The 13602-nt window shown below is 66.2% G+C and carries 12 protein-coding genes; 9 read left to right on the forward strand and 3 right to left on the reverse strand.

The annotated features are described in order from the left end of the window. Nucleotides 1–44: 44 nt before the first annotated feature. The 6 genes from GGC47_RS25290 to hflX all read left to right on the forward strand — a co-directional run bounded on the left by GGC47_RS25290 (nucleotide 45) and on the right by hflX (nucleotide 8267). Nucleotides 45–1118, forward strand: coding sequence for a two-component system sensor histidine kinase NtrB (locus tag GGC47_RS25290; protein WP_051988336.1), 1074 nt, complete (start codon nucleotides 45–47; stop codon nucleotides 1116–1118). Between the two features lie 15 nt (nucleotides 1119–1133). After that, nucleotides 1134–2585 carry a nitrogen regulation protein NR(I) gene (gene ntrC, locus GGC47_RS25295; RefSeq protein ID WP_142020977.1) on the forward strand — a complete coding sequence of 484 codons (1452 nt, stop codon included), beginning with the start codon at nucleotides 1134–1136 and terminating at the stop codon, nucleotides 2583–2585. A gap of 192 nt (nucleotides 2586–2777) precedes the next feature. Further along, a complete protein-coding gene (locus GGC47_RS25300; protein WP_370955653.1) occupies nucleotides 2778–5045 on the forward strand; it encodes a sensor histidine kinase NtrY-like in 2268 nt (755 codons plus the stop codon). Continuing rightward, entirely contained in the window at nucleotides 5042–6409 is a 1368-nt protein-coding gene (gene ntrX, locus GGC47_RS25305) for a nitrogen assimilation response regulator NtrX (protein ID WP_038365845.1), read from the forward strand. Before GGC47_RS25300 ends, ntrX begins: the two co-directional genes overlap by 4 nt. A gap of 207 nt (nucleotides 6410–6616) precedes the next feature. Beyond that, on the forward strand, nucleotides 6617–6865 hold the full coding sequence (gene hfq / locus GGC47_RS25310) for an RNA chaperone Hfq (protein WP_038365847.1): 249 nt from the start codon (nucleotides 6617–6619) through the stop codon (nucleotides 6863–6865). Then, nucleotides 6843–8267 carry a GTPase HflX gene (hflX, locus tag GGC47_RS25315; protein ID WP_465247256.1) on the forward strand — a complete coding sequence of 475 codons (1425 nt, stop codon included), beginning with the start codon at nucleotides 6843–6845 and terminating at the stop codon, nucleotides 8265–8267. The genes hfq and hflX overlap by 23 nt, the downstream gene beginning before the upstream one ends. Nucleotides 8268–8324: 57 nt before the next feature. On the opposite strand, the gene mazG is transcribed toward hflX, so the two are convergent. Further along, entirely contained in the window at nucleotides 8325–9161 is an 837-nt protein-coding gene (gene mazG, locus GGC47_RS25320) for a nucleoside triphosphate pyrophosphohydrolase (RefSeq protein WP_142020976.1), read from the reverse strand. 37 nt (nucleotides 9162–9198) lie between these two features. On the opposite strand from mazG, the gene arfB reads away from it, so the two are divergent. After that, nucleotides 9199–9618 carry an alternative ribosome rescue aminoacyl-tRNA hydrolase ArfB gene (arfB, locus tag GGC47_RS25325; RefSeq protein WP_112762243.1) on the forward strand — a complete coding sequence of 140 codons (420 nt, stop codon included), beginning with the start codon at nucleotides 9199–9201 and terminating at the stop codon, nucleotides 9616–9618. Between the two features lies 1 nt (nucleotide 9619). Then, nucleotides 9620–10195 carry a regulatory protein RecX gene (locus GGC47_RS25330; protein WP_142020975.1) on the forward strand — a complete coding sequence of 192 codons (576 nt, stop codon included), beginning with the start codon at nucleotides 9620–9622 and terminating at the stop codon, nucleotides 10193–10195. 8 nt (nucleotides 10196–10203) lie between these two features. Here the strand turns inward: GGC47_RS25330 and GGC47_RS25335 are convergent, their stop codons facing one another. Continuing rightward, nucleotides 10204–11181, reverse strand: coding sequence for a Bug family tripartite tricarboxylate transporter substrate binding protein (locus GGC47_RS25335; protein ID WP_210245590.1), 978 nt, complete (start codon nucleotides 11179–11181; stop codon nucleotides 10204–10206). A 191-nt stretch (nucleotides 11182–11372) separates the two neighbouring features. On the opposite strand from GGC47_RS25335, the gene GGC47_RS25340 reads away from it, so the two are divergent. Continuing rightward, entirely contained in the window at nucleotides 11373–11897 is a 525-nt protein-coding gene (locus GGC47_RS25340; protein ID WP_142020974.1) for a class I SAM-dependent methyltransferase, read from the forward strand. A gap of 116 nt (nucleotides 11898–12013) precedes the next feature. Here GGC47_RS25340 and GGC47_RS25345 read toward each other — a convergent pair whose 3' ends face one another. Further along, entirely contained in the window at nucleotides 12014–13420 is a 1407-nt protein-coding gene (locus GGC47_RS25345) for an ISNCY family transposase (RefSeq protein ID WP_429069537.1), read from the reverse strand. Nucleotides 13421–13602 lie beyond the last annotated feature (182 nt).

Consider the following 13602-nt stretch of genomic DNA (forward strand, 5'->3'; position numbering starts at 1 on the left):
CGGGCGCCCAGGGCCGAGCCAGCTACCTGCTCGACCCGATCGAGATGCAGGCGCTCAATGTGCTGCCGATGCCCGTGCTCGTCATCGGCGAGGCTCATGCGGTCATCTATGCCAATATGGCGGCAGAGAACTTCTTTCAGTCGAGCGTCGCCCTGCTCAGGCGGCAGAGGCTCGACGACCTCATCGCTTTCGGATCGCCGGTGCTGGCGCTGGTCGAGGAGGTGCATCGCCGTGGCGCGAGCGTCAGCGAGTACCGGCTCGACCTGGGTTGTCCCCGCCTCGGGAATGAGCGCATCGTCGATGTCTTCGCCTCTCCCTTGCCCAATCAGGGGCCTGCCGTTGTCTTGATGCTGCAAGAACGGACAATTGCCGAAAAAATGGACAGGCAATTGACGCATCGAGGAGCAGCCCGCTCGATCACGGCGCTCGGCGCCATGCTGGCTCATGAGATCAAGAATCCGCTTTCCGGCATACGCGGCGCGGCGCAGCTGCTCGAAGGCTCGATCTCGGATTCCGACCGGATGCTGACGCAGCTCATCTGCGACGAGACCGACCGGATCGTGAAGCTGGTCGAGCGCGTCGAATTGTTCGGCGACGAGCGGCCGAGCGAACGCGACGCGGTCAACGTCCATGACGTGCTCGACCATGTGAAGCGCCTGGCACAATCCGGCTTTGCCCGGCATGTCCGCTTCAACGAGGTCTACGATCCTTCCTTGCCGCCGGTGTCGGGCAACCGCGACCAGCTCGTCCAGGTGCTGCTCAATCTGGTGAAGAACGCCGCTGAAGCCATTGGCGAACAAGCGATAGACGGTGAGATCACCCTGTCGACCGCCTATCGTCCGGGTATCCGCATGCAGGTGCCCGGATCGTCCGATCGCATCGCTTTGCCGCTCGAGATCGTCATCCGCGATAACGGTCCGGGCGTGCCGTCGGACCTGCTGCACCTCCTCTTCGATCCCTTCGTCACGACCAAGGCGCAGGGAAGTGGCCTTGGACTTGCACTCGTCGCCAAGGTGATCGGCGATCATGGCGGAATCGTCGAATGCGAGTCCGTTCCCCGCCGTACCAATTTCAGGATTCTCCTGCCCCTGCATCAGCGCCCGGGACAGGCAACGTAAGGCCAGCGCGAACACATGCCGACTGGGAACATTCTGGTAGCCGACGACGACGCCGCGATCCGCACGGTCCTCAACCAGGCGCTCGCGAGGGCCGGTTATGAGGTGAGGACAACCGGGCAGGCGGCAACGCTCTGGACCTGGGCCGCGCAGGGGCTCGGCGATCTCATCATCACCGACGTCGTCATGCCGGACGGCAACGCCTTCGACCTGCTGCCGCGTATCAAGCGGGTGCGGCCGGAGCTGCCGATCATCGTGATGAGCGCGCAGAACACCTTCATGACCGCGATCAAGGCCTCCGAGCGCGGTGCCTATGAATATCTGCCGAAGCCCTTCGACCTGAAGGAACTCGTCGCCATCGTCGGGCGGGCCATGTCGCGGCCACGTGGCGATGCGACCCGCGCCCAGGTGGGCGAGGCCGAGGACATTCCGCTGATCGGCCGCTCGCCGGCGATGCAGGACGTCTACCGGGCGCTGGCGCGCCTGATGCCGATCGACCTGACCGTGATGATCAACGGCGAATCCGGCACCGGCAAGGAACTGGTGGCGCGGGCGCTGCACGATTACGGCAAGCGCAAGAACGGCCCCTTCGTCGCGATCAACATGGCGGCGATCCCGAAGGACCTGATCGAATCGGAGCTGTTCGGCCATGAGAAGGGCGCCTTCACCGGCGCGCTGACCCGCTCGTCGGGCCGCTTCGAGCAGGCGGAAGGCGGCACGCTGTTCCTCGACGAGATCGGCGACATGCCGATGGAGGCGCAGACCCGGCTTCTGCGCGTGCTGCAGCAGGGCGAGTACACCACGGTCGGCGGGCGCACGCCGATCAAGACCAATGTCCGCATCGTGGCGGCGACCAACAAGGATCTGCGCATCTCGATCGCGCAGGGGCTGTTCCGCGAGGATCTGTTCTTCCGCCTGAACGTGGTGCCGATCCGCCTGCCGCCCCTGCGCGAGCGCGTCGAGGACATCCCGGATCTCGTCCGCCACTTCTTCTCGCTGGTCGAGAAGGAGGGCCTGCCGCGCAAGCAGGTCGATTCGGAGGCGATGGACGTGATGCGGCGCTATCGCTGGCCCGGCAACGTCCGTGAGCTGGAGAATCTGGTCCGGCGGCTGGCGGCGCTCTATCCACAGGAAACCATCACCGCCCCGATCGTCGAGGCGGAGCTGCAGCCGGCAAGCGCGACGCCGGGCTACAGCGGCGCCAGCACGGCGCCGGAACGGGCGGAAACGTTGTCGGGCTCGGTCGAGCGCCATCTCAACCAGTATTTCGGCGGATTTGGCGACAATATCCCGCCGCCCGGGCTCTATCACCGCATCCTGCGCGAGATCGAGCCGCCGCTGATCGCGGCCGCACTCGCCGCGACCCGCGGCAACCAGATCCGCGCAGCGGAGCTGCTCGGACTCAACCGCAACACGCTGCGCAAGAAGATCCGCGAGCTCGACATGCAGGTGGTGCGGACGCCACGCTGAAGCCTCGCGGCGCTTCCGGGCGGCTTTCAGAGGCCATCGGCCGATAGTGCGGCCGCCGGCACCGACCGGCCGGCTTGCCTTGCCTATGTCATATTTTGACAACACCGTTGCGTCGGCGCATCAGTGACGCATGCGAGCGCGACCGGCTGCCGGCCGCGCACCCTGGAGTTGTCGAATATCGTGTCGTTTTCCGTGAGTGACACCAGGATCGTGCCGCGCGCCGAGGAAAAGCAGCGCCACGTCTCCGGGTGGATCGGCGGGATCATCGTCGTTCTCGCGCTGGTTTCGGCGCTGCTGACCTTCCTCGTCCTGTCGGGCGCGACGCCGATCGCGCCGGTGCACGAGGTGGTCATCGGCGTCTTCGTGCTGAACGCGCTGCTGATCCTGGCCCTGCTGGTCGTCGTGGTCTTCGAGGCCGCCGTGCTGATCCGGGCCCGCAAGGCGGGCGCGGCGGCGGCGGGCCTGCATGTCCGCATCGTCGGCCTGTTCAGCTTCATCGCGGCGCTGCCGGCGATTCTCGTCGCGGTCATCGCGACGGTGACGATCGAGCGCGGGCTCGAACCGTGGTTCTCCGACCGGATGCGCGACGCCATCTTCAAATCGGTCGAGGTGGCGGATGCCTATGCCGCCAGCCAGTGCAAGTCGCTCGGCCGCGAGATCCGCGTGCTGGCGGACGATCTGACGCGGGCGAAGCCTGCCTTCGATGTCGACCGCAAATGGTTCGACAGCTTCATGACCGCCCGGGCGACCGCGCTCGGCCTGCCTGTGGCGGCGATCATGCAACCGCCGGACAAGACGGTCGTGCGCGCCAATATCGACGTGCTGAAGGATCCGCCGAAGCCCGACCAGGCGGCCTTCGACGACGCCTCGGCCTCGCCGGATCCGATCTGCGTGATTCCGCGCACCGGCAGGATCTTCGGCGCGCTGGTGAAGCTGCCGATCTATGACGGCAATTTCCTCTACATCGCCCGCGAGGTGGACCCGCTGGCGGTCGAGTTCCCGGCGGTCGCGCGTGGCGCGGCGGTTGAGTATCTCTCGATCGATGCGCGCCGGAAGGGCGTCCAGATCGCCTTCGCCTCGATGTATGGGCTGATCGCGCTGATCCTGCTGCTCTCGGCGATCTGGCTCGGCCTGAGCTTCGCCAATCGCCTGGTCGCGCCCATCCGGCGGATGATCCATGCGGCCGACCAGGTCTCGAGCGGCAATTTCTATGTGCAGGTGCCGATCAAGCGCTCGGAGGGGGACCTCGCCCATCTCGGGGAAACCTTCAACAAGATGACGGCGGAGCTGCGCCGGCAGCGCGACGGGCTGGTCACGGCGAGCGAGGTGATCGACCGGCGCCGGCGCTTCACCGAGACCGTGCTGTCGGGCGTGTCGTCCGGCGTGCTCAGCCTCGACAATGAAGGCCACATCACCATCATCAACCGTTCGGCCGAGAGCCTGATCGGCACCGGCGGACGGCTGCTCGGCAAGCCGATCGCGGAGATCGCGCCGGAGGTTGCGAGTTTCGTCGCCGACGCGCTTCAGGGCCGCCAGCGGCAGAGTTCCGGCCAGGTGACGATCTCGCGGGCAGGGCGCGACCGTGTCGTCAACATCCGCGCCGTGCATGAGGGCGAGGGGATCAATGCCGGGCTCGTGGTGACCCTCGACGACATCACCGACCTCGTTTCGGCGCAGCGCACGGCGGCCTGGGCCGATGTCGCCCGGCGCATCGCGCATGAGATCAAGAACCCGCTGACGCCGATCCAGCTTTCGGCCGAGCGCATCAAGCGCCGGTTCGGCAAGGTCATCATCGAGGGCAAGGAGGTCTTCGACCAGTGCACGGATACGATCGTGCGGCAGGTCGAGGACATCCGGCGCATGGTCGACGAATTCTCCTCCTTCGCCCGCATGCCGAAGCCCGCGCTGCTGCGCGAGGACATCGTCGAGACCGTCCGGCAGATCGTCTTCCTCTGGCGGGTCGGCAATCCCGAGACGACGATCGAGGAAAGCCTGCCGGCGGAAGCCATGCAGGCCCGGTTCGACCGCCGGCTGATCTCGCAGGCCCTGACCAACGTCATCAAGAACGCGACGGAAGCCATCGAGGCGGTTCCGCCCGAGGAGCGAGGGCAGGGGCTGATCCAGGTCCAGTTCGAGCGCTGGGCCGATGGCCGGATCGTCATCGACGTCACGGATAACGGCAAGGGCCTGCCCGCAGACCAGCGCCAGAAGCTGCTGGAGCCCTATATGACCACCCGCGAGGGGGGGACCGGGCTCGGCCTCGCCATCGTCGGCAAGATTCTCGAAGACCATGGCGGCGGCATCGAGCTGCTCGACCGACCCGACGGCGCGCGCGGCGCGCGCATCCGTCTCTGGTTCCCCGAAACAGGCCCGGTTCAGGAGGCCGACAATGGCGAGGAGGCTGCCGAGCGAGGCAGCGCCGCGCCAGAGCATGACATGCAGAATGGGACACGCCTATGAGTGCTGACATCCTGGTAGTGGACGACGAAGTCGATATCCGCGATCTGGTCGCCGGCCTTCTCGAAGACGAGGGCTATCGGACCCGCAAGGCGGGTTCCGCCGACGAGGCGCTGGCGGCGATCGCGGCCCGGCGGCCGAACCTGGTCTTTCTCGACATCTGGTTGCAGGGCAGCCGCCTCGACGGCTTGCAGGTGCTCGCCCTCATCAAGGAGAGCCACCCCGACCTCGCCGTGGTGATGATCTCCGGCCACGGCAACATCGAGACGGCCGTCTCGGCCATCAAGAGCGGCGCCTACGACTTCATCGAGAAGCCGTTCAAGGCGGACCGGCTGGTCCTCGTGGCCGAGCGAGCGCTGGAAGCATCGCGGCTGCGCCGGGAGGTGCGGGAGCTCAAGACACGCTCGGTCCAGGCGAACCGCATCGTCGGCCACTCCACCGTGGTCAACCAGCTCCGCCAGACGATCGAACGCGTCGCGCCGACCAATGCGCGAGTCCTCATCACCGGCGAGCCCGGCTGCGGCAAGGAGCTCACGGCCCGCACCCTGCACGAGGCATCGAACCGGTCCTCCGGCCCGTTCGTCGTGATCAACGCGGCGACGATCACGCCCGACACGATGGAAGAGGAGCTCTTCGGCGTCGAAGGCGGGGACGGGCGCTCGCGGCGCGTCGGCGCGCTCGAGGAGGCGCATGGCGGCTCGCTCTATATCGACGAGATCGGCGACATGCCGCGGGAGACGCAGAACCGCATCCTGCGGGTGCTGGTGGATCAGAACTTCCAGCGCGTCGGCGGGGCGACACGCGTCCATGTCGATGTCCGCATCATCTCTTCGTCGAGCCGCGACCTGGCCCAGCTCATCACTGATGGGCGCTTCCGCGAAGACCTCTACCACCGCCTCGGCGTCGTCCCGATCAAGGTGCCGCCGCTGTCGGAGCGACGGGAGGACGTGCCGGAGCTGATCGAGTTCTTCATGGATCAGATCTCGGTCGCCTCGGGCCTGCCCAAGCGGCAGATCGGCGCGGATGCGATGGCCGTGCTGCAATCGCATGAATGGCCCGGCAACGTCCGGGAGCTGCGCAACAATGTCGAGCGGCTGATGATCCTGACCAAGGGCGACCCGACCTCGGAGATCACCGTCGAGATGCTGCCGGCGGAGGTTGGCGCGATGGTCCCGACGACGCCGTCGGGCTCGGGCGGGGAACGCCTGATGAGCCTGCCGCTGCGCGATGCGCGCGAGATCTTCGAGCGCGAATATCTGATCGCCCAGATCGCGCGTTTCTCGGGCAATATCTCGCGGACGGCCGAGTTCATCGGCATGGAGCGCTCCGCCTTGCACCGGAAGCTCAAATCGCTGGGAGTGGGGTGAGCGTCAGGCGCCTTGCGCATGCCCATCTGCGCGTCACGCAGGTAGGATGCCTAAAAACACGGCTTTGCTGCACTTGCGTTGCATGCGAAGTCAACGATCTAATGTGATGTCGGTGTCTCGGGTCGGTAAGGTGGCTTTCCGGCCAGAACGGGACGAACTGGATCGCGGATACAATCCGATCGGCGATCCCAACAATAGGGACTACCCATGGCCGCAGAGCGGGCTCAAAACCTCCAGGACACGTTCCTCAATCACGTGCGCAAGCAGAAGATTCCGCTGACGATCTTCCTCGTCAACGGCGTGAAGCTGCAGGGCGTCGTGACCTGGTTCGACAATTTCTGCGTGCTGCTGCGGCGTGACGGTCACTCGCAGCTCGTCTACAAGCACGCGATCTCGACCATCATGCCGGGGCACCCCGTGCAATTGTTCGAGCCTGAGGAAACGGACAAGAACTGATTTGGCGGCCAGCCGCGAAGACGACAAGCAACGGGCGGCGGTGAAGGTTTCAGGCCCCAAGCCGCTCGACGAGATCGAACGCGAGATCGCGGCGAATACGCGCGCCTATGTGGTCGGCCCGTATCAGCAGAAGCGTGGCCTCGCGGTCGACAGCAATCAGCGCTCCTTCGTCGCCCGCCTCGATGAGGCCGTCGGCCTGGCGGCCGCCATCGACCTCACGGTGGTCGAGGCCGTGCAGGTGCTGCTCACGGCCCTGAGGCCGGCGACCTATCTCGGCAAGGGCAAGGTCGAGGAGCTGGCCGAGCGCATCAAGATCGAGGAAATCGGCCTTGTGGTGATGGATTGCGCGCTGTCGCCGGTCCAGCAGCGCAATCTCGAAAAGGCCTTCGGCTGCAAGGTCATCGACCGCACCGGGCTCATCCTCGAAATCTTCGGCCGGCGCGCCCGCACCAAGGAAGGTACGCTGCAGGTCGAGCTCGCCCATTTGAACTATCAGAAGAGCCGGCTCGTCCGGTCCTGGACCCATCTTGAGCGCCAGCGCGGCGGCTTCGGCTTCCTCGGCGGCCCTGGCGAGACCCAGATCGAGGCGGATCGGCGCATCATCCAGGAGCGGATGAGCAAGATCGAGCGCGATTTGGAGAGCGTGAAGCGCACCCGCTCGCTGCATCGCGCCAGTCGGAAACGCGTGCCTTATCCGATCGTTGCGCTGGTCGGTTACACCAATGCCGGAAAGTCGACCCTGTTCAACCGGCTGACCTCGGCCGAGGTGCTGGCGCAGGACATGCTCTTCGCCACGCTCGACCCGACGGCGCGCGCGATCAAGCTGCCGCATGGCGCGCGGATCATGCTCTCCGACACGGTCGGCTTCATTTCCGATCTGCCGACCCAGCTCGTCGCCGCCTTCCGCGCCACGCTGGAGGATGCGATCGAGGCCGATGTGCTGCTGCATGTCCGGGACGTCTCGCATGAGGACACGCAGGCACAAGCTGCCGACGTCCAGGCGATCCTGCGCGATCTCGGTATCAACCCGGATGACGGCCAGCGCGTGATCGAGGTCTGGAACAAGGCCGATCTGCTCGGCGAAACGGAGCGCGCCCGCCAGCTCGAGGTCGCGGCGCATCGCCCGGAAGAAAGCCGCCCCGTGCTGGTCTCGGCCCTGACCGGGGAGGGCATGGACCGCCTGACCGCCGCCATCGAAACGCGCATCGCGCGGAGCCGGCCGGTCTACGCCCTCGTGCTGGAGGCCGGCGATGGCAAGTCGCTGGCCTGGCTCCATGCCAATGGCGAGATCCTGGCGCGCGAAGATGGTGCCGAAGGCGGACTCACGCTCACCGTGCGCCTGCCGCGGGAGCGGGAAGGGGCGTTCACGGCACGTTTCCCGCAGGCTGAGCGGCAAAGATAGACCGCGCGGTCATTGCGAGGGCAGCGACGGTTCTGCTTGCCCGATAGAGAGCGTGTTTCAGCCGCTTGCCTTCTCGGCCCTCTTCACTGCTTGCCAGAGCGCTTCCATCTCCTCGAGGCTCGCCTCCTTGGCGGTTCGGCCCTCGGCCTCGAGAGCCGCCTCGATGCCCTTGAAGCGGCGCTCGAACTTGGCGTTGGCGGCGGCGAGGCAGCCCTCCGGTTCGGCGTCGACATGGCGGGCGAGGTTGGCGATCACGAAAAGCAGATCGCCGATTTCCTCATGGATGGCGGCCTTGTCGCCGCCAGCGAGCGCCTCCTCGATCTCCTGCGTTTCCTCGCGGATCTTGTCGAGCACGAGGCGTGCGTCGTTCCAGTCGAAGCCGACGGTCGAGGCGCGGGCCTGCAGCTTCCAGGCGCGGGAGAGGGCGGGCAGGCCATGCGCCACGCCGGCGAGGACGCTCCTGTTCTCCTCCTTCGGAGGCAGGCCGGCGGCTGCGTGCGCGGCAGCCTTGTCGGCCTTCTCCTCAGCCTTGATCCGATGCCAGAGCGCCTTGACTTCGGCCGGCGACAGGTCGCGCGCATCGCCGAAGACATGCGGATGGCGGCGGATCAGCTTCGAGGTGATCGCCTCGACGACATCGGGGAAGGCGAAGGAGCCTTCCTCCTCGGCCATGCAGGCATGGAAGACGACCTGCAGCAGGAGATCGCCGAGCTCGTCCTTGAGATCCAGCTTGTCGCCGCGCGCGATGGCGTCAGCGACCTCATAGGCTTCCTCGATCGTGTAGGGCGCGATCGAGGCGAAGTCCTGTTCCAGATCCCAGGGGCAGCCGGTGCCGGGCGTACGCAGGGCGGCCATGATTTCGATTAGGCGGGCGATATCTCGGGAAGGCTGCACGCTGCCAGGCTCCGTGGATTGAGGTAAGCTCACTCCCATGATTCAAGTCACCCCGTCCATCGCCATCGACGAGAGCGAGATCGAGGAAAGCTTCGTGCGCGCCTCGGGTCCCGGTGGCCAGCACGTCAACAAGGTGTCGAGCGCGGTGCAGATCCGCTTCGATGCGCGCAGCTCCCCGTCGCTGCCGAACGACGTCGCGATCCGATTGATGAAGCTCGCCGGCAGCAGGCTGACGCAGGATGGCGTCATCGTCATTGTCGCGCAGGCGCATCGCAGCCAGAAGCGCAATCGCGAGGAGGCCGTGGAACGGCTCGCTGAGCTGATCCGGGCGGCGGCCGTGCGCCCGCAGGTCCGCCGCGCGACCAAGCCGACGAAAGCCTCGAAGGAGCGCCGGCTCGCTTCGAAGGAGCGCCGCTCCGGCGTCAAGGCCGGCCGTTCCAAGCCGGTTTCGGACTAGCATGGCCGGTCAGCAGGATTCGGGCGGGCAGGGGGCCCGCAAAACCCGCGTGCCACGCCGGATCACGGTGACCTATCTGCGTCGGGCGGCACTGCATTATCTCGAGCGCTATGCGGCGCCTGCCGCGCAGTTGCGCAGGGTTCTGGCCCGCAAGATCGCGATGAGCTGCCGCCATCACGGCGAAGATCCGGCCCTGCACGCGGCTTTGCTCGACGAGGTCGTGGCGCAATGCGTTTCGCTGCAGCTCGTCGACGACCGCCGTTTCGCCGAGGCGCGAACGGCGAGCCTGCGGCGCAAGGGCCTTTCCGGTCGAGCGGTGGCCGGCCGGCTCGCGGCGAAGGGTGTCGATCGCGAACTCGTCGAGGCTGTCGCGACAACCGATGCGGAGAGCGAACTTGCAGCCGCGCGTATCGCGGCGCGGCGCAAGCGCCTGGGAAGCTGGCGCCGCTCAGCAGATGGTACGGCGGATGCCGCCACCCTGCGCCGCAAGGATCTGGCCGTGCTCGCCCGGCTCGGCTTCGGCTTTGCCGTGGCGAGGGCCGTGCTCGATGAGGAGGAGGGCGCGGAGGCCGGGTGAGGGCTCCCTCACTCCAGCTTGACCTGCGCCTCCTTCACGACCCCGCCCCAGCGCTCGACCTCCGCCGTCACGAACCTGCCGAAAGCCTCGCCGCTGAGCGAGGGGATCGGCGAGCCGTTCTTCTTCCAGGCGGCCGTGATCATCGGCGACTGAAGGGCCTTCTCGACCTCCGTCCGCATCCGGGTCACGATCTCCGGCGGCGTATTCTTCGGCGCCCAGAGCGCATACCAGGTCGAGACCTCGAAACCCTCGAGGCCAGCTTCCTTCGCGGTCGGGACGTCGGGGACGGTCTCCGAGCGCGTCGGCGCCGCGACCGCGAGCGCACGCAGCGCGCCGCTCTGGATCTGCGCCGCCGAGGAGCCCAGGCCGTCGAACAGCAAGTCGACCTGTCCGGCGACCGTATCCTGCAGCGCCGGTCCGGCGCCGCGATAGGGCACATGGGTCAGCTTCGTCTTGGTCGAGATCTGGAAGAGCTCACCGGCGAGATGGTGCGTCGTGCCGTTGCCGGCGGAGGCATAGTTGAGCTTTTCCGGGTTCTTGCGGGCGTAGTCCACTAGCTCGGCCACCGTCTTCGCCTCGACCTTGCCCGGATTCACGACGATGACCTGCGGCGGCTGGGCAATGACCGCGATCGGGATGAAATCTCGCTGGATGTCGTAGTCGAGCTTGGGGTAGAGCGCCGGCGCGATGGCGTGATGGGCCGCGCCGACGAAGAAGGTGTAGCCGTCCGGCGCCGCCTTCGACGCGGCGGAAGCACCGACCGTGCCGCCGGCTCCGCCGCGGTTCTCGATGACGATGCGCTGGCCGAGCTGCTGGTCGAGTTGCGCGCCCAGGGGCCGGGCGAACGCGTCGGTGCCGCCGCCGGCCGGGAAGGGTACGATGAAGGTGATCGGCCTCGTCGGCCAGCTTTGGGCATGGGCAGGCATGGACAGGGCCGTCAGCGAAACCGCAGCGGCAGCCATCAGCAGGTATCGTTTTGTCATCATCTCTGTTTCTCTCCCGGAAAGGCGGCTCTTCTCGGCCGTTGAAGCGAGGCTCGTCTTGTGCGTGCCGCCTGCGCGACTATAGGGCCGCGTCGTCGGCCCTTGGCAATGCTCAATAGGATGGAGGGATCGGCCATGACGGCGCACGGATCGATGCGGTGTTCCGTATCCCGATTGGGCGGAGGAGCCTCCGCATGAGCCGGCTCGACAGCTTCATCCGCCGTCTCGAGGCCCAGCGGAGCGTGCTCGACTGGGCCGCGACGCAGACCGTTGGCCGGGACGGGCTCGTGCTCGAACTGGGGCTCGGCAACGGGCGAACCTATGACCATCTGCGCGAACGCCTGCCGGGCCGTGCGATTCATGTCTTCGAGCGCGACCCCAAGGCCCATCCGCAATCGATGCCTCCGGCGCGGCTGCTCGTCATCGGCGACATGGCCGAGACCTTGCCGGCTTTCGCCGCCCAACATGGAGCGAGCGCCGTCCTGATCCATGTCGATGTCACGACCGGGGTGCCCGAGCGCGATGCGGTTGCCTTGAGCTGGCTGCCGGCGGAGGTCGCCGCACTGGCGGCGCCCGCCGCTCTGGTCGTCAGCGGCTGGGCACTCGATCATCCGGCACTAAGGCCGGAGCCGCTGCCGCACGATGTTCCTGAAGGGCGATACTTCGCCTATCGGCGGATAGGCGCTGGAGAGCGATCCGAGACCGGAGAGATCGTCTGAGCCACCGACGGGCAGGGCTCGACGATCTGCCATGAAGCGCCATCGGGATGTGTATCTATTGTTGCAACCGGTTTGAAATGTCTCAGGCTGCCGCAAATTAGAAATGTCACAGGGCGCTACGGAGCCTCTGCCGGGGCTGCGGAGAGCCCGAGTTTCGCAGCAGCGCCGGCAGAGGCGGTGCGATGTGCCGCTTTCGCCGCGACATGACGGTCGACGAAGGAGATCCGACCTCGGTGCCCCTTCGGTCGAGGCGCGTAGCCGCCGGCTTCGCTGTGCGTCTTTGGCGGCACCGGTTTGATCTCGTCCTGGCGCTCTTTCACCCAGGCCAGGGCCTCCGAGAGGCGCTTGTTCTCGACGATCGCCGTGTGCGTGACCCGCTGTTTCTTGTCGAAGACGCGATACGGCAGAGTGAGGCCTTTCCAACGCACCTCGAGCCGTCCATCAGGGAACTCGTAGGTCTCGACGTATTTGCCGACCAACCCGGCTGTCAGCGGCGTCTCGTCCAGAATGATCCGCTTGCTGTCATAGGACAGGGCTAGTTGCTGAGTGACATAGCGTTGCTCTCGCCAAGCCAGAATCGTATCGAGTTGCGCGGGGTTACGGTCCAACGGGCGATGAAGATCGTTCGACCGCGCTGGAGCTGAAGCAAAACGCTCGTTGAAGCGCACGATAAACGCTGGAAGGTAGGCGTTGGCCGCCTCGATCGTCGAAATCTCTTCCAGCCGCAGCTCCTTCACGAGACGGTCCTGCAGCGTCCGATTCACCCGTTCTACCCGCCCTTTGGCCTGGCTCGAGTTCGCGCACAAGATCTCGATACTGAGCTCGCTCAAAGCGCGCCCGAACTGCGTCATGCCCTGACCGCCTTGAGCCTGCGGCTTCGACACCCGGAAGATCGAGTGCTTGTCGGAATAAAAGGCGAGGGGACGTCCGTGGCTCGTCAGATAGCCCTTCAACGTCTCAAAATACGCAAAGGCGCTCTCCGATGGGACGAAACGAAGCCCGACCAGGCGCCCGGTCGCATCGTCGATGAAGACGATCAGCGTGCAGCGCTGGCCCCGATCCTCGAACCAGCGGTGCTCGCTGCCGTCGATCTGGACCAACTCGCCAAAATGTTCGCGGCGAATGCGAGGCTGATGAAACTGGCGCCGCTGCTTGCGCGAGAGCCAGAGGCCTTCCTCGCTCATCCACTTGCGCAGCGTCTCGCGCGAGACGCTCAGGCCATGGCGTTCAAGAAGCATCTGGCTCGCAAAGGTCGGCCCAAAATCCGGATAGCTCTCGGTGACATAGGCCATGGCCATCTGTCGAACATGCGCTCCCAGCAAACGGTTGGAGGGGCGTCCGCGAGCGCGATGGCGCAGGCCCGCCGCACCGTGATCCGCAAACTGTCGCGCCAGCCGATGCGCCTGGCGCCGCGTCACGTCCATGAGGTCGGCTGCCGCGGTCATCGTCAATCGGCCCGCAAAGACCGATGCCAGCACCTCAGCGCGGCGAAGCTCCCGTTCGCTCATCTCCACCCAGCCCATGCCAGACTCCAACGCACGTCACGGCGGAGGAGTGTGACATTCCTAGTTTGCCACGGTGAGACATTCTAACTTTGCGCCTACATCTATTGTCAGAGCTCGTTAGACAAGTCGCTTTCTGTGCTCGTTAGAAATGTCACTCAGGCCAGTTCTCCGGCTTACCTCAAGCAGCGCGGCGGAGCTGG

Origin of the sequence: Allobosea sp. OAE752 (assembly GCF_050433265.1) — a bacterium.
In the GTDB taxonomy this organism is placed as follows: domain Bacteria; phylum Pseudomonadota; class Alphaproteobacteria; order Rhizobiales; family Beijerinckiaceae; genus Allobosea; species Allobosea spartocytisi.

Bases quoted from the DNA above. Each gene is read 5' to 3' on its own strand.
- GGC47_RS25290 (WP_051988336.1), top strand. From the start codon at position 45: ATGCAGGCGCTCAATGTGCTGCCGATGCCCGTGCTCGTCATCGGCGAG.
- ntrC (WP_142020977.1), top strand. From the start codon at position 1,134: ATGCCGACTGGGAACATTCTGGTAGCCGACGACGACGCCGCGATCCGC.
- ntrX (WP_038365845.1), top strand. From the start codon at position 5,042: ATGAGTGCTGACATCCTGGTAGTGGACGACGAAGTCGATATCCGCGAT.
- hfq (WP_038365847.1), top strand. From the start codon at position 6,617: ATGGCCGCAGAGCGGGCTCAAAACCTCCAGGACACGTTCCTCAATCAC.
- arfB (WP_112762243.1), top strand. From the start codon at position 9,199: ATGATTCAAGTCACCCCGTCCATCGCCATCGACGAGAGCGAGATCGAG.
- GGC47_RS25330 (WP_142020975.1), top strand. From the start codon at position 9,620: ATGGCCGGTCAGCAGGATTCGGGCGGGCAGGGGGCCCGCAAAACCCGC.
- GGC47_RS25335 (WP_210245590.1), bottom strand. From the start codon at position 11,181: ATGATGACAAAACGATACCTGCTGATGGCTGCCGCTGCGGTTTCGCTG.
- GGC47_RS25340 (WP_142020974.1), top strand. From the start codon at position 11,373: ATGAGCCGGCTCGACAGCTTCATCCGCCGTCTCGAGGCCCAGCGGAGC.
- GGC47_RS25345 (WP_429069537.1), bottom strand. From the start codon at position 13,420: ATGGGCTGGGTGGAGATGAGCGAACGGGAGCTTCGCCGCGCTGAGGTG.